This is a genomic window from Bradyrhizobium sp. Kon37 (assembly GCF_055807535.1).
The window spans coordinates 1-21,237 of sequence record NZ_JBVVOY010000032.1 but is presented as its reverse complement, the minus strand read 5'-3'; the positions used below and the strand labels follow the sequence as shown (position 1 = coordinate 21,237).

Genomic DNA, 21,237 nt, shown 5'->3' with positions numbered 1-21,237 from the left:
GGCTGATGCTGTCGGCACCAACGTCAATGCAGGATCAGGAGGAAACATGATTGTCTCGAAGCCCGGAAGGATGAGCCGCCGTACGCTATTGATGGCAGCCACGGCCGTACCTCTCTGCGGGATTCTTACTCGTCCGGCTTCCGCAGCCGAGTTCGGTTTACAAGTTTGCGACCGGGCAGGATCCGACCCACCCCGTGAATATCCGGGCCCAAGAGGCGATCGACCGATCCGCGAAGCGACGAGCGCGGGCTGGAGATCAGGCTGTTTCCGGCCAATCAGCTCGGCTCCGACACCGAACTCCTGACCAGGTACGCAGCAGCGTGAGTTCTTCAACCAACCGTCCTCGATTCTTGCCACCCTGGTGCCGAGCGCGGGCATGCACCGTCTTCGCATTCGCCGATTACGACAGCGTGTGGAAGGCGATGGACGGCAAACTCGGCACCTAAGGAATTCCGGTCATTGCCCGTCACGACGACATGCTTCCTTTTGCGAGCTTTATTGTCCCGAGGATGCGCTTTGGGTCTCCCTTTTCGCGGATGAGAACCAGCCCGTCGTCGTCAAGACACTCAAGCGGACCGCGGCGATCGGCAGCTATCGCCGAGCTGTCGGCTGGACCCATGAGACGCGGGGTCGGCGCGGCATCGACAGGAGCTATCTACTTTTTGGTCAATGAGTTGGGCTGCCGCCGCGCCCTGCCCACTTAATATGCATGCGTTCGCGGGCTTCGCGGCGACGCTGGCGCCGTTCGCGTCGGCGCTTCGCTCGCTCTGCCGGCAGCGGCAAGGATGGCACTGGTGGCCCGGCCGTTTCGACCGGCACCTTCTCGACCGGCTCGTGTTCGGTCCGGCGCGCCTCCATGGATTCGAGCACGGCTCGTCCCTTCACAGTAATCCTCCAGCCGCCGTTTTGACGCTCGACGAGGCCGTCCGAAAAAATGTCGAGCTCGGGTACGCGCGTTGCCATCCGCTTGGTGCGCTCGGCCCATTCCGGGCCGCTGGTCGCCAGGATGGACATGTCGCGCTTGAGGTCCGCCATCACGGCGAATCCATCCGGATAACTCACCAGGATCTTCAAGACCGTGACCTGGAAATTCACTGCGCACCTCGCCTGATCAACGCCACATCCTCGGCGCTTGTGTCAGGGCTTTCCGGCCAATCTGCCGCAGCTCGTCCGGTGTCGTTTCGCCGGTCTTTGCGGTTCCGAGGATCTTGCAGGCCACATGGGTGCGAGCGCCCGTCTCGTCGCGGGCTAGCTTTTCGCAGACCTCGTCAAGTACCGCTCGCAATAGAGCGGTTGTAGCTTGTTCAAACATGGGTGCGCCCCTTGGAAAGCCCGATCCTACCGCAAGTCTTTCCATTTTGGGATTCATGAATGTGAACTAATGAACTCTGCCGCACTGCACACGACCTGCGCCTGCGCCCCTCCTGAAATCCTGCTCGAAACTGCGCCTCTCAAATCGGCCAGGCCGAGTTGCGGCTCACCTGCCCCTCACCGTGGGGCGAGGACAACGATACTCCGAGAAGCCGAACCGGCTTTGGAGCAGGCATCTCGTTTTGAAGCAGCGCGATCGAGAAGTGTTCGAGCTCGCTGTGGTTCGACTTCGCGATCGGCATGGACCTGCTGCGCGTGATGATGTCAAAATCGTTGACTTGAGCCTTCAGCGTGACTTTCCGGGCCCGCGCGGTCCTTGTCCTCCCAGTGCCGCCAGACCTTCTCGATCAGCGGGCCCAACTCGGTGGCCATTGCGTCGAAAGCGCTAAAGATCGGTTGAGGACGTATTCTCCGCACCAACCGACTTCCGGATCCGGTTCGCGCGGACCTCGCGGTGATCGATGCCCCTCGATATCCGGTAGTATTACGCGCCGGCCTTGCCGAAATTGGCTTGCAGAGTCGAGCGACTGATTGCGGACGTCGAGGCAGTGTACCGCCCGATAGCATTCATCTTGGCGCAAGTCGCCGGACCGATGCCGTGGGATTTGCTGACAGGGAGTGCCTCCACGAAGCCGGGGCTCGTCTCCGGCGTGATGACGTACTGGCCGTTTGCCGCGCCAGGCTTTCTGCAGATACGCGCCGGCCGCGGAAACTCGCGTCCGAGGGGGCGCGCTAGCTGTGGTCTCTCAGGAGGTTGTCCATCTGGTCTGAACCGAGGAAGCTGAGGTTGCGAAGCTTCAGTTTTCCAAGGAGAGACCAGATGAACATCCACAAGAATGCGCCTCTGACGCCCAAAGGTCGAGAGGCGATGGTCCGAAGCGTGGTGGAAGGTGGGCTGAGCCAGGCCGACGCTGCCTACCAGTTCAACACGACGCCGAAGACCGTCGCCAAATGGGTCAAGCGGTTCCGCGGGGAAGGTGTGGATGGCTTGCGCGACCGCTCGTCGCGACCCCATTCATCGCCGAGCCAAATCCCGCCAGCCACGTGTGCAGCCATCGAGGCCTTGCGCCGGCAGCGCCACACCGGCAAGCAGATCTCGGCCGAGGTCGAGGTGTCGGCGGCCACCGTCAGCCGCGTCCTGCGCCGCTTGGGCTTGAACCGGATCCGCGATCTGGAGCCGGCCGAGCCGGAACGTCGCTATGAGCGCGAGAATCCAGGCGAAATCATTCACCTCGACATCAAAAAACTCGGGCGTTTCCAGCGTGTCGGCCACCGCATCACCGGCGATCCGAGTGGCCCGAACAAAAGCCGTGGCGCCGGTTGGGATTTCGTCCACGTCTGCATTGACGACCATTCCCGCGTCGCCTTCTCCGAGATCAAGCCCGATGAGACGGCGGAGAGTGCTGTTTCCTTCCTCAAGGCGGCTGTGGCTTATTACAAAAGCCTCCGCGTCACCGTCGCGCGCGTCATGACCGATAATGGGAGTTGCTACCAGTCCTTCGCATTCCGCGATGCTTGTCGGGATTTGGGCATCAAGCATATCCGCACCAAGCCCTACACGCCGAGAACAAACGGCAAGGCCGAACGCTTCATCCAGACCGCACTTCGGGAATGGGCTTACGCCAAAGCCTATCCAACATCAGATCGGCGCGCCCAAGAACTGCCAATCTGGCTGCACCAATACAACTGGCACAGACCACATGGTGGTATAAACTCGCAAAAGCCAATCAGCAGACTCGGTCTAACCGAGGACAACCTCTTGAGGCTCCACAGCTAGCTCGCCCTGGTCAGTGCTCTGGAGCGGGACATCGCTGACGGTCGGCTGTCCGATGGCGACTGCCTTCCGCCGCACCTTGAACTGGCACCAGAGCTCGGCCTGTCCGTCGGCACCGTCAGCAAAGCCTATCAGAAGGCCGAACAACGCGGTATCAGCGGACATGTCGGGCAGGGCACCTTCGTCCGGCGTCATTCGCCGCGCAGGCCGAGGCGGCCACGGCATGACATGAACCGGTCAATTTAGCGCTGAGCGTGCCCGGCCACGGAAGCGAAACGCAGGTCCTGTCCGCGTTGTTTGGCGAGGTGGTGCGCGAACCTGATCTTGCACTGTTGTTGGGCTACCATCCTCACGCTGGCCTTTCCCAGGAACGTGAAATCATCGCAGCCTCGCTCTCTGACAACGCCTTTACGGTCGCGCCGGCACAGCTGATTCTGTGCAACGGCGCCCAGCACGCGATCGATGTCGCCCTGCGCTTCGTGGCAAAACCCGGCGACAGTGTCTTGGTGGGTGCTTTCACTTATCCCTGCTTCAAAGCCATCGCCGCGCCAGCCACCTTAATTTGGTGCCCGTGGACATGGATGAGGACCGAATCGACCCTGAGGCGCTGAAAAAGCCTGCCGGGCGTCCCGAGCGCGAGTGCTCTATTGCCTGCCGACGTTGCAGAGCCCCACGGCTCGCACGCTGAGTCTTGACCGCGGGGGCGCATCGGTGAATTCGCCGAGGAGCTCGATCTCGCCATCATAGAGGATGACGTTTACCGCTTTTTCTTCCCCGAGCGTCCTGTGCCGATCGCCTCATTGGTGCCGGCCCTCTCCTTCTAAATCACGTCCTACTCCAAATACCTTGCGCCAGCCTTCAGGCTCGGGACAGTGACAGTCCCGCCGGCCTACATCGCTCAAACTCAGCTCCTCCTGCACGCCTGTGCCTGGTTTGTTGCTCAGGTGTTAGGAGACTGTGGTGCGGTTGATTGAGAGCGGAAAGCTGGAAGAACTTCTGCGTGAGCGGCGGCGTCAGGCGCACGAACGTTACGGGGTGCTCCTAGACTTTTTCCCAATGCCGCAAACTTCAGTTCTCAGCCTTCTACGGATAGTTGCAGTTGCCGCAAGAGTGGTCCGCAGATCGGTTTACGGCCGCTGCGCCAGGACGAGGCATACTTGTCCCCCCCCGCATCGCCTCAGCGGTGGGAAAGGGGGATCCTGGCGCCATTCGCATCTGTTTTGGCGCCCCCAGCGATCCTAAAGAACTGTCCGATATATTTCAGATACTTCGGGACATTATGGCTCGCCGGCCAGTAAACGTCGCTTCTCACGCGTAGGTGTCCGTCTTCGTTTCGGTACGCGTGGCGAATCCCTTCGCACGACAGCCCCTTTTCTTGGCTGCGACGATAGATCGGCTGCCATCAAGCCGGTGCTGCCGAACTAAAGAAGATCACCGATGGAAATTCTCGGCCAGGTCTCGGTCTGCCGAGCGGCTTTAATCTTCGCCGACCAAGCGTCGATGAGACTGTCGAGGACCAATCGTCCGTTGCCACGAGTATCCGGCCATTTCATCGTTGGTGTTCCCAGTGGCAGCGAGATCACCCCATGCGCCGCCGATAGCAGGGCGGTCGCGAGGCGCTCCGTCAGCCTTGGCGTCGCCTCCACCCCTAATTCGGAAAGATACTCCGCCATCGAGGTCACAAATAGCCCGTAGCCCTTTCGTGCGATCTCAGTTTCACCGAAATAAACCCCGTCGGGAAAACGCCTGTCCTCGACTGTGCCGGCCATCGAATAGAGCGATCGAAAATGATCGGGGTTGTTCACCCAATACTCGATATAGGCCTCCATGACACGCCGCAGCCGGACCTCACCGCTGGAATGAAGCGCGCGGACTTGGTCGAGCCGATCCGCCATTTCCTCGAGATTCCTCTCCTTCACTGCCAGCAGCAGCAGGATCTTGGTCGGAAAGTATTTGAGAACCGTACCCTTCGAGTAACCGAGCGCATCGGCGATCTTCTGGATCGAAACGGTTTCGAGTGTGCCGCTCGCGAACTCCTTTCGCGCTGTTTCCAGGATTCGAGCCTGCAACGCGCGCTTATCAGCTTCTTGGCGTGCGCGCTTCTGAAAGCGTCGCATCCCCTTGGAGTTTCCTGATCTCTCGGCCGACATCCAATCTCCGCCCGGTCTGTCCTGGTCTGTCCTGCAGCTACATGGCTGTTATCACGAGCAAAAAACGCCACTCCATTCCTAGCTTGCCATCTTCTGCAATAAATGACTATAGTCAATTAAGTAGAAGCGACCAAACGGAGGCAAACAGTGGCAACTTCCGCACGCGAGTATGCCTGCAGCGATTTCGATCCGTTCGACTGGGACACTCGCATCGACCCCTATCCGGCCTATGCCGAGCTTCGTGCGAAGGCACCCGTCGTCAGGCTCGAGAAATACGGCATCTTCGCCGTGCCGCGTTTTGCCGAGATCAAGGCGGTCTTTGCTGACCATGTGAACTTCAGCAATGGCGGTGGTGCTGGCATCGTCAATTATTTCAAGGAGAAGCCGTGGCGTCCGCCGAGCATCGTCCTCGAAGCTGACCCACCGCTACATACACGCACCCGAAAGGTGCTAGCTCGGATCATGTCGCCGGGTGCCATGCGGGGCCTCGAGAACGGTTTCAAGGCCAAGGCCGCCGCGCTGGTCGACGAACTCATTGAAAAGAGATCATTCGACGCCGTCCGCGATCTTGCCGAAATATTTCCGGTGACTGTATTTCCGGATGCCCTGGGCATCGACAATGAGGGCCGCGAAAATTTTCTGACCTACGGCGCAATGGTGTTTGCCGGCATGGGGCCGGAGAACGATTATTTCCGAACTCTGATGGCCAAGGCACCTGAGGTTTTGCCTTGGGTTGCCGCGAAATGCCAACGGGACGCCTTGGCTCCCGGCAGTTTTGGCGCACAGGTCTACGAGGCCGCCGATAGCGGCGAAATTACCCATGACGAAGCGCCTCTGCTCGTCCGGTCCTTTCTTTCGGCGGGACTGGATACGACTATCAGTGCAACAGGCATGGCCCTCTTTAGTTTGGTCCGTCATCCGGAGCAGTGGGCCATTCTGGCCGCCAATCCTTCGCTGGCGCGCGGCGCGTTCGATGAGAGCCTGCGCTATGATTCCGCCGCACCTTACGTCTTTCGGACCACACCGCATGAAACCGAGATCGCAGGGGTGCCGATCGGTAAGCACGAGAAAGTATTGCTGCTGATTGGTTCTGCAAATCGCGACGAAACGCGGTGGGAGCAGCCCGACCAGTTCGACATCACCCGGCGCGTCTCGGGCCATATCGGCTTCGGCACCGGGATCCATGGCTGCGTGGGGCAAATGGTCGCGCGGCTCGAAGGCGAAGCCGTTCTGGCCGCCTTGGCGGCGAGCGTCGCATCAATCGAGATAACGGGCGAGCCGGTATACCGCGACAGCAGTGGATTGCGGGCCCTCAGCTCACTGCCGGTACGCGTTACGACGAAATAGCGCCAGCCCGGGCTCTTTGCGGCGGCTGTCATTGCCCGCCAGGACGGCTGGCGGACCTGCTTCCTTTGCGAGCTTATTGCCCGAAAGGTGTTGTCGTGCAAGCGCCGCTGCTTCTTCGACGTAGTTGCTATAGTTCAGCACGCCTTTCGCATGGAAGTTCGTTGAGCCGAGAAGGGATCTTGTTCTTGAAAAGGAGCTCCCAAGGGCCCGAAGGATCAACGATCGCCTTGATAACGTTTGCATCGAGAATCAACGCGGGCCCTCTATCAGCCTTGCGAAATACGCCATCGTCATCGTGGCGAACCCCAGGCAGGTCACCAGATCAATGCCGGCGGCGAGCAGCGCATCGCGCTGCAAGTCCGTGCTCTCGCCGTCGGAGTCCGACGACACGCATGTAGCCAACCAACATAGGCGGATACGCATCGGAAATAGGTTTCCGTATTGCAGCGCGTGGCGGCAGAGTTTTCCGCATATTTTTTGCGCCACCAAGCGTTTAGTTTAGGACGCTACTACAAGATTCGGTAGTTGGCTAAAGCCACTTTGAGGCCCTAGGTTCCGGCCGCCGTCCCCGCCGATCATCATCATCGACGAACAGAAGCGAACGCAAGCGCACGTGAAGCCCGCACCGTCTGCCGGTCACCTTCCGCCCTTCCATCGCGTAGAGACTGAAGTGTCACCATGTCCGAACAACCCTTGCCGACGCTGCCGATGTGGCGCGTCGATCACATCGAGCCCTCGCCCAAGATGTTGGCGCTACGCGCCAACGGTCCGATCCACCGCGTGCGCTTCCCGTCCGGGCACGAAGGCTGGTGGGTGACAGGCTACGACGAGGCCAAGGCGGTGCTGTCCGACGCGGCGTTCCGGCCCGCGGGAATGCCGCCGGCGGCATTCACCCCGGATTCTGTAATTCTCGGTTCGCCGGGGTGGCTGGTCTCGCACGAGGGGGGCGAGCATGCCCGGTTGCGCACGATCGTGGCGCCAGCCTTCAACGACCGCAGGGTGAAGCTGCTCGCGCAGCAGGTCGAGGCGATCGCCGCGCAGTTGTTCGAGACGCTGGCGGCCCAGCCCCAGCCCGCCGACCTGCGGCGCCACCTCTCCTTTCCGCTTCCGGCCATGGTCATCAGCGCGCTGATGGGCGTGCTCTACGAGGATCACGCGTTTTTCGCCGGCCTGTCCGACGAGGTAATGACGCACCAGCATGAAAGCGGCCCGCGCAGCGCGTCGCGCCTGGCTTGGGAAGAACTGCGCGCCTACATTCGCAGCAAGATGCGGGACAAGCGCCAGGATCCGGGCGACAACCTGCTGACGGACCTGCTCGCGGCGGTCGACCAGGGCAAGGCGACCGAGGAAGAGGCGATCGGTCTGGCCGCGGGCATGCTGGTGGCGGGGCACGAGAGCACCGTCGCGCAGATCGAATTCGGCCTGCTGGCCATGTTCCGCCATCCGCAACAGCGCGAACGCCTGGTCGGCGATCCATCCCTGGTGGACACGGCGGTGGAGGAAATCCTACGCATGTACCCGGCGGGCGTGGGCTGGGACGGCATCATGCGCTATCCGAGGACCGACGTGACCATCGCGGGCGTGCATATTCCCGCGGAGAGCAAGGTGCTGGTCGGACTGCCTGCGACGTCGTTCGATCCGCGCCATTTCGACGACCCGCAAATCTTCGATATCGGGCGCGCCGAAAACCCGCACCTGGCGTTCTCCTACGGTCCGCACTACTGCCTCGGCATGGCGCTGGCCAGGCTGGAACTCAAAGTGGTGTTCGGTTCGATCTTCCAGCACTTTCCCGCGCTGCGCCTGGCCGTGGCGCCGGAAGAACTGAAGTTGCGCAAGGAGATCATCACTGGCGGGTTCGAAGAGTTGCCGGTGCTCTGGTGATGCGCGGACACCGCCGGGAATCGCGATCTTCTCCGCAATTTGCCGGCGCGCCTGGCGCGCGCCGTTCCGATCAGCAAGCCAACAGTTAACCAAGATGGACGTGCAAGAAACCACGGCAGCATGCCGGGACGCCTTCGCCGAACTGGCGTCGCCAGCGTGCATCCACGACCCGTATCCGTTCATGCGGTGGTTGCGCGAGCACGATCCGGTGCATCGCGCGGCGTCGGGCCTCTTTCTGTTGAGCCGCCACGGCGACATCTACTGGGCGCTCAAGGCCACGGGCGATGCGTTTCGGGGACCGGCGCCGGGCGAACTGGCGCGCTATTTCCCGCGTGCAGCGACCAGCCTGTCGCTCAATCTGCTGGCGTCCACGCTGGCGATGAAGGACCCACCGACGCATACGCGTCTGCGCCGGCTGATCTCGCGCGATTTCACCATGCGCCAGATCGACGACCTGCGGCCGAGCATCGCGCGCATCGTCGCAGCGCGCCTGGACGGCATGGCGCCCGCGCTGGAGCGCGGGGAGACGGTGGACCTGCATCGGGAATTCGCGCTGGCCTTGCCCATGCTAATCTTCGCCGAACTGTTCGGCATGCCCCAAGACGACATGTTCGGGCTCGCCGCCGGCATCCGCGCCATTCTGGAAGGCCTAAGCCCGCACGCCAGCGATCCCCAGCTTGCCGCGGCGGACGCGGCCAGCGCCAGGGTGCAGGCCTACTTCGGCGACCTCATAGAGCGCAGGCGCACCGATCCCCGCCACGACATCGTGTCGATGCTGGTCGGCGCACACGAGGACGATGCCGACACGCTGTCGGATGCGGAGTTGATCAGCATGCTGTGGGGCATGCTGCTGGGCGGCTTCGCCACCACTGCCGCGACCATCGACCATGCGGTCCTGGCGATGCTGGCGTATCCCGAACAGCGGCACTGGCTGCAGGGAGACGCCGTGGGGGTGAAGGCATTCGTCGAAGAGGTCCTGCGCTGCGACGCGCCCGCCATGTTCAGCTCCATTCCGCGTATCGCCCAGCGCGACATCGAACTAGGCGGCGTGGTGATCCCGAAGAACGCGGACGTGCGCGTGCTGATCGCGGCCGGCAATCGCGACCCGGACGCCTTCGCCGACCCCGACCGCTTCGATCCCGCGCGGTTCTACGGCACCAGTCCTGGCATGTCGACCGACGGGAAGATCATGCTGAGCTTCGGCCACGGCATCCACTTCTGCCTCGGTGCGCAACTGGCCCGGGTGCAGTTGGCCGAGAGCCTGCAGCGGATCCAGGCGCGCTTCCCCACGCTGGCATTGGCCGAGCAGCCGAGCCGGGAGCCCTCCGCGTTCCTTAGGACGTTCCGCGCGTTGCCGGTGCGGCTGCATGAGCACGGGGACTGAGATGCGCGTCGTGGTCGACCAGGATATGTGCGGAACCACCGGGCAGTGCGTGTTGACGCTGCCGGGCACCTTTCGCCAGCGCGAACCGGACGGCGTGGCCGAAGTGTGCGTGGCGACGGTCCCGCAGGCGCTGCACGCCGCCGTGCGGCTCGCGGCCAGCCAATGCCCGGTCGCCGCCATTAGGGTCATCGAAAGCGACGCTGGCGATGACGAGCGCGCCACCGCCGACCCTGCGCCTTCTCCGGCCGAGGCCGAGCGGCATGCCGCGAAAGACCAACGCAATCGACGAGGACACGATGGGACGGTTTGAAGGCAAGGTGGCCGTGATAACCGGCGCCGGCGCCGGTATCGGCAAGGCATGCGCCCTCGCTATCGCGCGCGAGGGCGGCAGAGTGGTGGTGGCCGACATTGACGGCGCGGCGGCCATCGCCTGCACCGCGCAGATCGCGGCCGAAGCGGGCCACGCGCTGGCCCTGGCGATGGACATCGCCGATGCGCAGGCGGTGGCAGCGCTGTTCGAGACGGCGGAGCGGCACTTCGGTGGGGTCGACCTGCTGGTGAACAACGCGAGCGCCATGCATCTGACCCCGCGCGACCGCGCGATCCTCGACCTGGATCTGGCGGTCTGGGACCAGACCATGGCGACCAATCTGCGCGGCACCCTGCTCTGCTGCCGGCAGGCAATCCCACCGATGATCGCCCGCGGCGGTGGCGCGATCGTCAACATGTCGTCATGCCAGGGGCTCAGCGGTGACACCGCGCAGACGTCCTACGCCGCGTCGAAGGCGGCGATGAACATGCTGTCGGCCTCGCTCGCCACCCAATACGGTCATGCGCGGATCCGCTGCAACGCGGTTGCGCCGGGTCTCATCATGACCGAGCGTCTCCTCGCCAAGCTGGACGAGGGCATGCAACGGCATCTGCGCCGGCACCAGCTCCTGCCGCGCGTCGGCCGTCCCGAGGACGTCGCCGCGCTGGTGGCGTTCCTGCTTTCCGAGGATGCTGCGTTCATCACCGGCCAGGTCGTGTGCATTGACGGCGGCATGCTGGCGCATGTGCCGACGTACGCCGACGGTGGCAACAGCCGCGCCGCGCGGCCTGCCGGCAACACCGCCGAAGCGGCTGCGGCGCCGCGCTGCTGATGGACATGCTGCTCAACCCGCTGGCGCGTCGGCACCGGCTGCGGTACGACATCCCGATCGTGCCCGGCGCTTTCCCCCTGGTCGGGCATCTTCCCGCCATCGTCTGCGACCTGCCGCGCCTGCTGCGGCGCGCGGAACGGATGCTGGGCAGCCACTTCTGGCTGGATTTCGGCCCTGCCGGACACCTGATGACCTGCGTGGATCCGGACGCGTTCGCGCTGCTCCGGCACAAGGACGTGTCCTCGGTGGTGATCGAAGAGATCGCGCCCGAATTACTTGGCGGAACGTTGGTCGCCCAGGACGGCGGCGCGCACCGGCAGGCGCGCGATGCGATCAAGGCGGCGTTCCTGCCCAAAGGGCTGACTCAGGCCGGCATCGGCGACCTGTTCGCGCCCGTCATCTGGGCGCGGGTGCAGGCGTGGCGTGACCGCGGCGACGTAACCATCCTGCGCGAAACCGGCGACCTGATGCTCAAACTCATCTTCAGCCTCATGGGTATCCCCGCGCAGGACTTGCCAGGATGGCATCGCAAGTACCGGCAACTGCTGCAGTTGATCGTCGCGCCCCCGGTCGACCTGCCCGGGCTGCCCTTGCGGCGGGGCCGCGCCGCCCGCGACTGGATCGACGCGCAGTTGCGCCAGTTCGTCCGCGACGCGCGCGCGCATGCCGCGCGCACCGGGTTGATCAACGACATGGTAAGCGCCTTCGATCGCAGCGACGATGCGCTCTCCGATGACGTCCTGGTCGCCAATATCCGCTTGCTGCTGCTTGCCGGTCACGACACCACCGCCTCGACGATGGCCTGGATGGTGATCGAGCTGGCGCGGCAGCCTGTGCTGTGGGACGCCCTGGTCGAGGAGGCGCAACGCGTGGGCGCGGTGCCGACCCGGCACGCGGACCTGGCGCAGTGTCCGGTCGCTGAGGCCCTGTTCCGCGAGACGCTGCGCGTGCATCCGACGACCACGCTCCTGCCGCGTCGGGCGCTGCAGGAATTGCAACTCGGCCAACGGCGCATTCCCGCGGGCACCCATCTGTGCATCCCGCTGCTGCATTTCTCGACCTCGGCGCTGCTGCACGAGGCGCCTGATCAGTTCCGCCTGGCGCGGTGGCTGCAACGCACGGAGCCGATCCGGCCGGTGGACATGCTGCAGTTCGGTACCGGCCCACACGTCTGCATGGGCTACCACTTGGTGTGGCTCGAACTGGTGCAGTTCTGCATCGCTTTGGCGCTGACCATGCACAAGGCCGGGGTGCGGCCGCGGTTGCTGAGCGGCGTCGAAAAAGGCCGGCGTTATTACCCGACCGCACATCCGTCCATGAAAATCCGCATCGGATTCTCATGAGCTGGCGCTTGCGCCTGTGTGGCGAGGCAGCGACGCCGGCAACACCGCGGCGGCCCGCTCTGGCCGTCTCCTGTCAGGTACAAGGACATGAACAGCATGCAGACCGGTTCCACGCTACACGACGACCGAACTGGCGTTTCCGCGCTCGGCGGATTGGGCGCGCAGGCGCGCGGCGCTTCCGGCAGGCTGATGCCTGAGATCTGGATGCAGGACGGCGCAAAGCGGGTCGAACAAGCGCTCGCGCGTCGTCTCTGCGTCGAAGACAAGGGTGAGACCGAGCTGATCGCGGCAATGCGCTACGCCACCTTGCATGGCGGGAAGCGCACCCGCGCCTTGCTCTGTCTGGCTGCCGGCACACTGGCCGACACGCCGGCGCACATGCTCGACGACGTCGGCGCCGCGATCGAGATGATGCACGCCTGTACCCTGGTCCACGACGACCTGCCCGCGATGGACAACGACGTGCTTCGCCGCGGCCTTCCGACCGTGCATGTCAAGTTCGGCGAAGCCACCGCGATCCTGGTCGGCGACGCGCTGCAGGCGCACGCCTTCCTGACCCTGGCGAGCCTGGATGCGCCGGGCGACAATCCTATCGCGCTCGTGCGCGAACTGGCGCAGGCGGTGTCCGCCGAGGGTGCCGCAGGCGGGCAGGCCATCGATCTGTCGCTGGTCGGAAAGCACGTCGAGCTGGACAGGATCGTCGCGATGCACCGGATGAAGAGCGGAGCGCTAGTGCGCGCGTCCGTTCGCATGGGCGCGCTATTCGCCATCGCGGAGGATGCCGCGCACGCTGCGCTGTACTGTGCGCTCGATCGCTACAGCGCCTTTTTCGGCCTGGCGTTGCAGGTGGTCGATGACATTCTCGATGCGACGGCGGATACCGCGGCGCTGGGCAAGACCCCCGGCAAGGACGCGGCGGCGCAGAAGCCGACCTGCGCGTCGATCATGGGGCTGCAGGCTGCGCGCCAGTTCGCGCTCGATCTGTTGCGCGACGCCGGAGAGGCCATCGTCCCGCTGGGGCCGCGTGCGGAACGGTTGGGGCAGATGCTGCAGCGGGCCAACGCGCACCTGTTCAAGCACGCGCCATGCGCATGAGCGCGCCCGTGCGCATGGAGTCGCCCTTGTGCCGCTGCGATCAGCCGGCGGTAGCGGTGCATGCTGCACCGTGTCCGAGTCCGCGGCGCGCATCGCAGCGGTTGCCCTGCACGGCCGCGGCGCGCTGCCGCCAAGCCTATGCGGCGGACCGGCGCCAGCGTCGGTGGCAAGTCGCCGCGCCAGAGCAGTGCGGCCGTCCGGCGCTGCCCATCGGCCGGGCCGCGACGGACCTGCGGCGACGTGTGCGGCGTCTGCCCGATCCTGGTTCTCGTCAACCGTCTGCAGAAGGAACATCGTGAACGCGCAGTCCGAACAGATCCTTTCCGAATTGCGCCACCTGCTGAGCGAGATGAGCGACGGCGGCAGCGTCGGTCCGTCCGTCTACGACACGGCGCGAGCTCTGCAATTCCACGGCAACGTCACCGGTCGGCAGGACGCCTACGCGTGGCTCATCTCGCAGCAACAGGCCGATGGCGGATGGGGAAGCGCGGACTTCCCGCTGTTCCGTCATGCGCCCACGTGGGCGGCGTTGCTGGCATTGCAACGTGCCGATCCTCTTCCCGGCGCTGCCGACGCGGTCCAGGCTGCAACCCGGTTCCTCGAACGCCAGCCCGATCCCTACGCGCATGCGGTGCCGGAAGACGCGCCGATCGGCGCGGAGCTGATCTTGCCGCAATTTTGCGGCGAGGCCGCATCCTTGCTGGGCGGCGTGGCGTTTCCGCGCCACCCGGCGCTGTTGCCGTTGCGGCAAGCGTGCCTGGTCAAGCTGGCGGCGGTGGCGACGTTGCCGAGCGGCCATCCGTTGCTGCACTCCTGGGAAGCCTGGGGGACCTCGCCGACCACCGCATGCCCGGACGACGACGGCAGCATCGGCATCAGTCCGGCGGCCACCGCCGCGTGGCGTGCGCACGTCCTGACACAGGGGAGCACGCCGCAGGTCGGGCGCGCGGACGCGTATCTGAAGGCGGCATCGAAGGCGACGCGCAGCGGCATCGAAGGTGTCGTTCCCAACGTCTGGCCGATCAACGTGTTCGAACCATGCTGGTCGCTGTACACCCTGCATCTGGCCGGGTTGTTCGCGCATCCCGCGCTCACTGAGGTGCTGCGCGTGATCGTCGCGCAGCTCGATGCCCGCCTTAGCGTGCGCGGTCTCGGCCCGGCCTTGCACTTCGCGGCCGATGCGGATGACACCGCCATTGCGTTGTGTGTCCTGCGCCTTGCAGGCCGCGACCCGGCGGTCGATGCGTTGCGCCAATTCGAAAGCGGCGAGCTGTTTGTCACCTTCCCTGGCGAGCGCAATGCCTCGATGTCGACCAACATCCATGCCCTGCATGCGTTGCGACTGTTTGGAAAGCCTACCGCCGCCGCCAGCGCCTATGTCGAAGCCAATCGCAACCCGGACGGTGTATGGGACAACGAAAAATGGCACGTTTCATGGCTGTATCCCACCGCGCATGCCATCGCTGCGCTGGCGCAAGGCAACTCCCAGTGGCGCGACGAGCGCGCGCTGGCGGCGCTGCTGCGCGCGCAGCGCGACGACGGCGGCTGGGGCGCCGGTCGCGCGTCCACATTCGAGGAAACCGCCTATGCGCTGTTCGCGTTGCACGTGATGGACGGGAACGAAGAGCCGACAGGGCGCCGGCGCATCGCGCAGGCGGTGGCGCGTGCGCTGGAGTGGATGCTCGCCCGCCATGCGGCGCATCCATTGCCGCAGACGCCGCTGTGGATCGGCAAAGAACTATATTGCCCCACGCGGGTCGTGCGCGTGGCTGAACTCGCCGGGTTGTGGCTGGCACTTCATTGGGGGCGGCGCGCCCTGGCCAAGGGAGCAGGAGCGGCGCCATGATCCAGACCCAACGCGCGCTGCAGCAGGTGCTGGAGTGGGGGCATTCCCTGACCGGGTTCGCCGATGAGCATGCCGTGGAAGCAGTCAGGGGCGGCCAGTACATCCTGCAGCGCATCCATCCGAGCCTGCGCGACGCCAGCGCCCGCACCGGCCGCGATCCGCAGGACGAAACGCTGATCGTGGCGTTCTATCGCGAACTGGCGCTGCTGTTCTGGCTCGACGATTGCAACGACGTTGGCCTGATCGCGCCGGAGCAGCTCGCCGCGGTGGAGCAGGCGCTGGGGCAGGGCCTGCCGTGCGCGCTCCCCGGATTCGAGGGCTGCGCGGTGCTGCGCGCCTCGCTGGCCGCACTCGCCTACGATCGTGGCGACTATGCTCAGCTTCTCGACGATACCCGGCGCTACTGCGCAGCGCTGCGCGACGGATCCGCGCAGGCGGCAGGGACGGAACGCTGGTCCTACGCCGAGTACCTGCACAATGGCGTCGATTCGATCGCCTACGCGAATGTGTTCTGTTGCCTGTCATTGCTGTGGGGGTTGGACATGGCGACCTTGCGCGAGCGTCCGGCATTTCGCCAGGTCCTGCGGCTCATCTCCGCGATAGGGCGTCTGCAGAACGATCTGCATGGACGCGACAAGGACAGGACGGCGGGCGAGGCCGGCAACGCGGCGATCCTGCTGCTGCAGCGCTATCCGGCTATGCCTGTGATGGAGTTCCTCAAGGACGAGCTGGCCGGCCATACGCGCATGCTGCACCGCCTGATGGCGGAAGAATGCTTTCCCGCGCCATGGGGAGCGTTGATCGAGGCCATGGCCGACATCTGCGCGCAGTACTATCAGACCTCGACCAGCCGCTATCGCAGCGACGCCGCGGGGGCAGGCCAGCGTGCGCCGGGCTGAACGCGCGGGAGGCGGAGGCGAGCGCCCGCTCCCCTCGGTCAGATCGGACGCAACGCCGTCGCCCGATGGAGCGAGCATGAGCGACACCGCCATGAGCCCGTGCAAGGACGACTATCTGGACGTCGTGCTGGATCGGCGAACGGCACCGGCTCCGATCGCCGACGGCTGGAAGTATATAGGTTTCGAACACTGCGCATGCGACTTGGACCTGACGCAGATCGAGCGCTGCGCCTGGCTGGTGGGCAAGATCATGGCGCGAAGCGGCGTCCATAGCGATCACCGAGAAACCCGGTACGCAACGATCCCAGATCATGCCGACGAAGGTCGCGGAGATGAACACCGCATTCTGGGCGAGGGTCCAAACCTGGTCTTCGGCATCACGCTCAGCACGGTACCGGCAATGTAGATGAAAAACATTCCGATGCCGATCAGCAGCATGAGGCGGCCATGGAATGGCCCGACCAGCAGTCGATCAAGACGAGTGCCTGCGTTCACGGATTCGAGTTTGACGCTCTCCCTTGATGCGGACCGCCTTCTTCGAACGTCTGCCGCTTGTCTTCTGTTAGGGTCTGTACCTAATTAACTGCTTCTGATTCGCTCTTGCCAAGTTGATTCGGCATGGGGGCTTCGATGCGCAAAGGACTGTTCTGGCTCAACGACAAGCAGTGGTCTCAGATAGACCGCAGCTGCCAATGAACCAGAGCGCGCCGGCGCGCGAAGACGATCGACGCATCATCAGCGGTATCGTTCACATGCTCCAGTGCGGCGCACGCTCGCGCGATTGCCCGCCCGACTATGGCCCTTACACGACAATCTACAATCGGTTCAATCGCTGGGCTAAGCGCGGACATTGGCAGGCTATCTTTGAAGCGCTCGCCCGCTGCGGCAAGGACGGCCTGACTTTGTCGATCGACTCCACCTCGATCAAAGCGCATCGCTCCGCGAGCGGCGGAAAAGGGGGGAGCATGAACAGGCCGTCGGCCGCTCACGCGGCGGGCGGAGCACGAAAATCCACGCGCTGAGCGACCCCGATTGCAAACCTTGCGCATTTCATCTCACTCCGGGACAAGACGCAGATCTTGCCGCAGGGCCGGCCCTTTTGAAACTCGCGGCGCCCATGTCTTCCCTCATTGGGGACAAAGGCTACGATGGCGACGGCTTTCGCACCGAAATCGTCAATCGCGGCGCGAAACTCGTCATTCCGAACAAGTCCAACAGGGTGCCCCTCCACAGCTTCAGCAAACGCGCCTATAAAGGACGCAAACGTTATCGAGCGCTGCTTCTGCCGGCTCAAGGATTTCAGGCGTGTCTCTACTCGCTACGACGAACTTGCTAGAAACTTCTTGGCCGCCGTCCACCTCGCCGCCGTCGTCGCCTATTGGATCAATTGAGTCTGAACCCTAGTCTCTGTCGCGGCAGTTCTTCGTCTTGTGCGGTCCAAGAGCATGTCAAACAAACTAAGAAAATTGCGTATCTTTACCGACAGAGGTCCCCTGATTGCGCTAACCATCGCTGGGGGGATGGTGGTCGGCGTTGTCGGCCCGACGTCGGCGCAGTTCTTCAATTTCGGTGGATATCAGCAACGGCCGCAGCCGCAACGCGGTGGCGGATTCGGCGGCGGCTGGTTTGGTAACGACATGTTTGAGCCGTCTGCTCCCCAGCCTCGTTGGGATCGGCGGCAAACCTTGCCGCCCGCGCGCGAGGATTTTTCGAGGGCGCCCGCGGCCGGAAAGCGCGATACTGTACCGGAGCGCCATGTTCTTGTGCTCGGTGATGCCATGGCGGACTGGCTCGCCTATGGTCTTGAAGACGCCTATGCCGAACAGCCTGACATGGGCGTGATCCGCAGACATAAGACCGTCTCAGGCCTTATCAAATATCAGCCGAAGGGCAATCCGGCCGATTGGGCCGCCGCTGCCAAAGGCATTCTCGCGACCGAAAAAGCGGACGTCATCGTCGTCATGCTCGGACTCGATGACCGAGTCGGGATGCGCGAGCCGCCGGCTGAGAAATCCGATATCAAGCCATCGGACAAAAACGCAGACAAGAAGGAAGCCAGAGGCAAACCGGGCGTCAAGCCGGAGGGCGGTACGAACGTCGACGCGAAGCCGGATGGCAGACTGGTCGATACGGAATTGTCGCCAAATGACGCCGCCGACGCGCCGGCTATCGAGCCGGAGAGTAGCACGCGCTCGCCGAACGGCCTCTATGAGTATCGCGAGAAACGCTGGATCGAGCTCTACAAAAACAAAATCGAACAGATGATCGGCGTGCTCAAATCTAAGGGGGTGCCGGTGCTGTGGGTTGGCCTGCCGGTGGTACGTGGCCCTAAGGCAACAGCCGACACCCTGTTTCTGGATTCGCTCTATCGCGAGGCGGCCGGCAAGGCCGGCATCACTTATGTCGATGTCTGGGACAGCTTTGTCGATGAAGCCGGCCATTTTATGCAGCGCGGTCCCGACTTCGAAGGCCAGATCCGTCAGCTGCGCTCCTCCGATGGCGTGTATTTCACCAAGCCCGGCGCCCGCAAGCTTGCGCATTATGTCGAACGCGAAATCAACCGGTTGTTGGCTACTCGTTCCGCGCCGATCGCGCCGCCGACGGAACCGGCAAAGCTCGACGTCAATGCGCCGCCGGGTCAACCGGACCTGCGCCCGCTCGCCGGACCGATCTTTCCCTTGGTGGCCCCCTCTTTCGGCGCCGATCAATTGCTCGGCGGTCCAGGGGCGCCGATGGCAATGGATGCGCTAGCAGCGCGTGTCTTGGTCAAAGGTGAGCCCTTGTCGGCACCGGCCGGTCGCGCCGACGATTTTGTCTGGCCGCGCCGCGAAGTCGGACGCGAACAGTCTAAGGATACTCCAATGGCTTCGGCTTCGCCCGATGATCGCATCCCGGTATCTGCGCCGGCGCCAATGCTAAAGCAGAAAAAGAATCGCAGCCAAAGGTGAGGCGCTGACGTTTTGGCCCGCAGGTTTCGCTCAGTGGGGCCGCTTCGGGGACAATCGCATCGGTTTGGGCCGGAGCCTGTGGGCGTGGCAAACGCAGTTCGCACCTGGAGCAACACTGTTCAGCCGCTTCTGGTTGGCCGTGTCGCGATACCAGTCGAACGGCTGCTTGTGCGTGGCGATCATCACGCTCTTAGTGTTGAAGTGGTTGTCGAAGGTTTCGGTGCGTATTCGCGGACGGTGGCGGAATAGCCGAGGCCCCCAAGGCGAGGCGGGGTCGAGCACCGGTGATGATCGTTGACCCAGACGACGCCGGCCGACGAAGGGGCAACTCGATGCGCGCGGGCGACGTCACGGGTGCGGATCGCTGCGGCAAGGCCGAAGGGGGAAGTCGTTGGCAATCCTTAGGGCGAATGCCAAGCACCTACCTGGGTTGGCAGGTTCCAAATTATACTGCGGTGCTTAGACTCGTCGAGCGAATGCAACTCGCAACATTTGGCGAAACAAGATCACCTTGTAGCTCAAATCGTCTTTTCGCTGCTTTCGGAAGGCTGGCAGAGTTGTCGACGCCGATAAAACGGACCCTTTCTTCGGAAAGCGCGGGATCCAGATGACGCTCTCATGGCGAAAAGCACAAGTCCTCGCCAGATCCAGATCCAGCCCCAAGGGTCAGGGCCTCCAGCGAGGAACCTCCGTCCGAAGCGGCCGTCGAAGGCGGTCTTCTGAGGCAGGATGAGCGCGGGAGACGGAAACTAAAGGGATCCGATGAATGTTCGGGGGCACATCCATTCCGCTCACGTCCAAGGTATCGGTCCTGTGCTCCAACCTTCAACTCTGCGATCCAAAAGCGGTGAAGCATGACAAGAGAGCCGGGCGTCACCTCGGCGAACGCAAGTATTCGGGCAAGAATCGTCTGGACGATTGTCCTCGGCTTTGCCGCCGATCCTTTGATGCGTTGGAGTTGGCCGGACCCTGGGCAATATCTTGGCAGCATGACTCAGTTCATCAAGGCCTGTGGCGGACGAGCATTCGAGCATGGCACAGCATACGTCACGGGAGAGACTCGCGCGGCGGCCCTGTGGCTGCCTCCGGGCGTGCAGCAGGATGAGGATGCGCTGGACGCAATCATGGCGCTGTCCCTGCGCCCTGAAATCAGCGAACATATGGCACACCTGCGCCAGGGAATGGCCGAACATCATCCCTCCGAGCCACATTGGTATTTGCCCCTGATCGCTGTCGATCCGAACTGGGCCGGACAAGGGCTTGGCACATTGCTGATGAAGTACGCTCTTCAACGCTGTGATGAGCAGGGCCTCGCTGCCTACCTCGAAAGTTCGAATCCTGAAAACATTCCCTTTTACCAACGCCACGGGTTCAAGATTATTGGAGAGATACAGCACGGTTGCTCACCTCCACTTACGCCGATGTTGCGAAAGACGCGGTGAGCGGAATTCGGAGACGCTTCGCATGCTGCGGCTCCCGAAGCGTCCTTGAGACGCCGAACTGAGGCGCATTGCCCCATCCGGATTGTTACTGAACAACTTCTCGCCGGTGATTGGGTGGCTGCCATCGAATTGGTCCGGTGGCGTCTATGGCGGGAAAGATCAGCATGGGCGCGGGGCGGCAGGTGGTGTCCGCCGAAAGGGATCGTTGCCGGTCGGCCACCCGGGCGAAAAGAGGCGCATCTCGATGCGATATGCGCGACGACCGGCTGGCATCGCAAGTATGCGGTGCGTGCAATTCGGGAACGCGCAACAGTTGGACCGAGGCCGGTCTAGGCACCGCGAGAGCACAAGCGTTGATACGGGGCTACGATCAAGGGACGCGATGACCGCAGTGTGGGGCGTCGGATCGGGTCTGCGGCAAGCGGCTCAAGGGCCGGGTTTCGTCAACTCCTGCAGCTACGCCAATCATGAGGCTGGCTCCTTTTGTGTCTCGATCGACGGCAGTGGCCCACCATGGATCTTTGACTCAAAGCTCCGTAGCCGCTGATAGATCGAGATCAGTTCGACGATCGTGCTCCAGGAGTTGACGAGATACTGAAACGAGGTTCGTACTTG

The 21,237-nt window shown here is 63.5% G+C and carries 20 protein-coding genes and 5 pseudogenes; 17 read left to right on the top strand and 8 right to left on the bottom strand.

What is annotated here, in order from left to right; translation table 11 throughout:
- Positions 1-46: 46 nt before the first annotated feature.
- Positions 47-440 (top strand): annotated as a pseudogene (locus AC0L3J_RS33615) (TRAP transporter substrate-binding protein); the annotation flags it as partial.
- 226 nt (positions 441-666) lie between these two features.
- Here the strand turns inward: AC0L3J_RS33615 and AC0L3J_RS33610 are convergent.
- The 3 genes from AC0L3J_RS33610 to AC0L3J_RS33600 form a co-directional block, all read right to left on the bottom strand.
- On the bottom strand, positions 667-1,095 hold the full coding sequence (locus AC0L3J_RS33610; RefSeq protein WP_473349922.1) for a hypothetical protein: 429 nt from the start codon (positions 1,093-1,095) through the stop codon (positions 667-669).
- A 16-nt stretch (positions 1,096-1,111) separates the two neighbouring features.
- Positions 1,112-1,312 (bottom strand): hypothetical protein, encoded by a 201-nt coding sequence (locus tag AC0L3J_RS33605; protein ID WP_231189009.1) that lies wholly within the window; start codon positions 1,310-1,312, stop codon positions 1,112-1,114.
- A 139-nt stretch (positions 1,313-1,451) separates the two neighbouring features.
- Complete coding sequence (locus AC0L3J_RS33600; protein WP_438744287.1) at positions 1,452-1,631, bottom strand: hypothetical protein; 180 nt, start codon at positions 1,629-1,631, stop codon at positions 1,452-1,454.
- A gap of 560 nt (positions 1,632-2,191) precedes the next feature.
- Between AC0L3J_RS33600 and AC0L3J_RS33595 the strand changes: the two genes are divergently transcribed.
- Genes AC0L3J_RS33595 through AC0L3J_RS33585 form a run of 3 tightly spaced genes read left to right on the top strand, consistent with a single transcriptional unit; the run spans position 2,192 to position 3,756 of the window.
- Positions 2,192-3,148, top strand: coding sequence for an IS481 family transposase (locus AC0L3J_RS33595; RefSeq protein ID WP_473349921.1), 957 nt, complete (start codon positions 2,192-2,194; stop codon positions 3,146-3,148).
- A 6-nt stretch (positions 3,149-3,154) separates the two neighbouring features.
- The gene (locus AC0L3J_RS33590; RefSeq protein WP_473349942.1) at positions 3,155-3,391 is read left to right on the top strand and encodes a GntR family transcriptional regulator; all 237 of its coding nucleotides are present in this window, start codon (positions 3,155-3,157) and stop codon (positions 3,389-3,391) included.
- Positions 3,392-3,399: 8 nt separating this feature from the next.
- On the top strand, positions 3,400-3,756 hold the full coding sequence (locus tag AC0L3J_RS33585) for an aminotransferase class I/II-fold pyridoxal phosphate-dependent enzyme (protein ID WP_231189005.1): 357 nt from the start codon (positions 3,400-3,402) through the stop codon (positions 3,754-3,756).
- Between the two features lie 810 nt (positions 3,757-4,566).
- Here AC0L3J_RS33585 and AC0L3J_RS33580 read toward each other — a convergent pair.
- Positions 4,567-5,295, bottom strand: coding sequence for a TetR/AcrR family transcriptional regulator (locus AC0L3J_RS33580; protein ID WP_007600176.1), 729 nt, complete (start codon positions 5,293-5,295; stop codon positions 4,567-4,569).
- A 147-nt stretch (positions 5,296-5,442) separates the two neighbouring features.
- Between AC0L3J_RS33580 and AC0L3J_RS33575 the strand changes: the two genes are divergently transcribed.
- Positions 5,443-6,642 carry a cytochrome P450 gene (locus AC0L3J_RS33575; protein WP_007600177.1) on the top strand — a complete coding sequence of 400 codons (1,200 nt, stop codon included), beginning with the start codon at positions 5,443-5,445 and terminating at the stop codon, positions 6,640-6,642.
- 249 nt (positions 6,643-6,891) lie between these two features.
- Here AC0L3J_RS33575 and AC0L3J_RS33570 read toward each other — a convergent pair whose 3' ends face one another.
- Positions 6,892-7,032 (bottom strand): hypothetical protein, encoded by a 141-nt coding sequence (locus AC0L3J_RS33570; RefSeq protein WP_231189001.1) that lies wholly within the window; start codon positions 7,030-7,032, stop codon positions 6,892-6,894.
- A 288-nt stretch (positions 7,033-7,320) separates the two neighbouring features.
- Between AC0L3J_RS33570 and AC0L3J_RS33565 the strand changes: the two genes are divergently transcribed.
- The 9 genes and pseudogenes from AC0L3J_RS33565 to AC0L3J_RS33525 all read left to right on the top strand — a co-directional run.
- Positions 7,321-8,523, top strand: a complete 1,203-nt coding sequence (locus tag AC0L3J_RS33565) for a cytochrome P450 (RefSeq protein ID WP_317245096.1) — start codon at positions 7,321-7,323, stop codon at positions 8,521-8,523.
- Between the two features lie 94 nt (positions 8,524-8,617).
- Positions 8,618-9,907: a cytochrome P450 gene (locus tag AC0L3J_RS33560; protein ID WP_473349920.1), complete on the top strand. Its 1,290-nt coding sequence runs from the start codon at positions 8,618-8,620 to the stop codon at positions 9,905-9,907.
- Between the two features lies 1 nt (position 9,908).
- A complete protein-coding gene (locus AC0L3J_RS33555; protein ID WP_231188988.1) occupies positions 9,909-10,217 on the top strand; it encodes a ferredoxin in 309 nt (102 codons plus the stop codon).
- Positions 10,204-11,049, top strand: a complete 846-nt coding sequence (locus tag AC0L3J_RS33550; RefSeq protein WP_317246466.1) for an SDR family oxidoreductase — start codon at positions 10,204-10,206, stop codon at positions 11,047-11,049. The genes AC0L3J_RS33555 and AC0L3J_RS33550 overlap by 14 nt, the downstream gene beginning before the upstream one ends.
- Positions 11,049-12,392: a cytochrome P450 gene (locus AC0L3J_RS33545; RefSeq protein ID WP_473349919.1), complete on the top strand. Its 1,344-nt coding sequence runs from the start codon at positions 11,049-11,051 to the stop codon at positions 12,390-12,392. The genes AC0L3J_RS33550 and AC0L3J_RS33545 overlap by 1 nt, the downstream gene beginning before the upstream one ends.
- 96 nt (positions 12,393-12,488) lie before the next feature.
- Complete coding sequence (locus AC0L3J_RS33540; protein WP_473349941.1) at positions 12,489-13,487, top strand: polyprenyl synthetase family protein; 999 nt, start codon at positions 12,489-12,491, stop codon at positions 13,485-13,487.
- A gap of 295 nt (positions 13,488-13,782) precedes the next feature.
- Positions 13,783-15,333 carry a hypothetical protein gene (locus tag AC0L3J_RS33535; RefSeq protein ID WP_473349918.1) on the top strand — a complete coding sequence of 517 codons (1,551 nt, stop codon included), beginning with the start codon at positions 13,783-13,785 and terminating at the stop codon, positions 15,331-15,333.
- Complete coding sequence (locus tag AC0L3J_RS33530) at positions 15,330-16,232, top strand: terpene synthase family protein (protein ID WP_473349917.1); 903 nt, start codon at positions 15,330-15,332, stop codon at positions 16,230-16,232. The genes AC0L3J_RS33535 and AC0L3J_RS33530 overlap by 4 nt, the downstream gene beginning before the upstream one ends.
- Positions 16,219-16,485 (top strand): annotated as a pseudogene (locus AC0L3J_RS33525) (type 2 isopentenyl-diphosphate Delta-isomerase); the annotation flags it as partial. The gene AC0L3J_RS33530 and the pseudogene AC0L3J_RS33525, both read left to right, overlap by 14 nt.
- Before the next feature lie 4 nt (positions 16,486-16,489).
- Here the strand turns inward: AC0L3J_RS33525 and AC0L3J_RS33520 are convergent.
- Positions 16,490-16,727 (bottom strand): annotated as a pseudogene (locus tag AC0L3J_RS33520) (MFS transporter); the annotation flags it as partial.
- Positions 16,728-16,862: 135 nt separating this feature from the next.
- Between AC0L3J_RS33520 and AC0L3J_RS33515 the strand changes: the two are divergent.
- Together AC0L3J_RS33515 and AC0L3J_RS33510 are read left to right on the top strand one after the other, a co-directional pair.
- Positions 16,863-17,623 (top strand): annotated as a pseudogene (locus AC0L3J_RS33515) (IS5 family transposase).
- 54 nt (positions 17,624-17,677) lie between these two features.
- Complete coding sequence (locus AC0L3J_RS33510; protein WP_473349916.1) at positions 17,678-19,180, top strand: SGNH/GDSL hydrolase family protein; 1,503 nt, start codon at positions 17,678-17,680, stop codon at positions 19,178-19,180.
- A 117-nt stretch (positions 19,181-19,297) separates the two neighbouring features.
- Here AC0L3J_RS33510 and AC0L3J_RS33505 read toward each other — a convergent pair.
- Positions 19,298-19,594: pseudogene (locus tag AC0L3J_RS33505) on the bottom strand (aldehyde dehydrogenase family protein); the annotation flags it as partial.
- Between the two features lie 440 nt (positions 19,595-20,034).
- Between AC0L3J_RS33505 and AC0L3J_RS33500 the strand changes: the two are divergent.
- Positions 20,035-20,622 (top strand): GNAT family N-acetyltransferase, encoded by a 588-nt coding sequence (locus AC0L3J_RS33500; protein WP_094183269.1) that lies wholly within the window; start codon positions 20,035-20,037, stop codon positions 20,620-20,622.
- A 465-nt stretch (positions 20,623-21,087) separates the two neighbouring features.
- Here AC0L3J_RS33500 and AC0L3J_RS33495 read toward each other — a convergent pair.
- On the bottom strand, positions 21,088-21,237 hold a 150-nt coding region (locus AC0L3J_RS33495; RefSeq protein ID WP_473349940.1), incomplete at its 5' end, for an SbmA/BacA-like family transporter.

Bases quoted from the DNA above. Each gene is read 5' to 3' on its own strand.
- AC0L3J_RS33580 (WP_007600176.1), bottom strand. From the start codon at position 5,295: ATGTCGGCCGAGAGATCAGGAAACTCCAAGGGGATGCGACGCTTTCAG.
- AC0L3J_RS33510 (WP_473349916.1), top strand. From the start codon at position 17,678: ATGTCAAACAAACTAAGAAAATTGCGTATCTTTACCGACAGAGGTCCC.
- AC0L3J_RS33500 (WP_094183269.1), top strand. From the start codon at position 20,035: ATGACAAGAGAGCCGGGCGTCACCTCGGCGAACGCAAGTATTCGGGCA.
- AC0L3J_RS33540 (WP_473349941.1), top strand. From the start codon at position 12,489: ATGCAGACCGGTTCCACGCTACACGACGACCGAACTGGCGTTTCCGCG.
- AC0L3J_RS33605 (WP_231189009.1), bottom strand. From the start codon at position 1,312: ATGTTTGAACAAGCTACAACCGCTCTATTGCGAGCGGTACTTGACGAG.
- AC0L3J_RS33560 (WP_473349920.1), top strand. From the start codon at position 8,618: ATGGACGTGCAAGAAACCACGGCAGCATGCCGGGACGCCTTCGCCGAA.
- AC0L3J_RS33555 (WP_231188988.1), top strand. From the start codon at position 9,909: ATGCGCGTCGTGGTCGACCAGGATATGTGCGGAACCACCGGGCAGTGC.
- AC0L3J_RS33565 (WP_317245096.1), top strand. From the start codon at position 7,321: ATGTCCGAACAACCCTTGCCGACGCTGCCGATGTGGCGCGTCGATCAC.
- AC0L3J_RS33545 (WP_473349919.1), top strand. From the start codon at position 11,049: ATGGACATGCTGCTCAACCCGCTGGCGCGTCGGCACCGGCTGCGGTAC.
- AC0L3J_RS33530 (WP_473349917.1), top strand. From the start codon at position 15,330: ATGATCCAGACCCAACGCGCGCTGCAGCAGGTGCTGGAGTGGGGGCAT.
- AC0L3J_RS33595 (WP_473349921.1), top strand. From the start codon at position 2,192: ATGAACATCCACAAGAATGCGCCTCTGACGCCCAAAGGTCGAGAGGCG.
- AC0L3J_RS33550 (WP_317246466.1), top strand. From the start codon at position 10,204: ATGGGACGGTTTGAAGGCAAGGTGGCCGTGATAACCGGCGCCGGCGCC.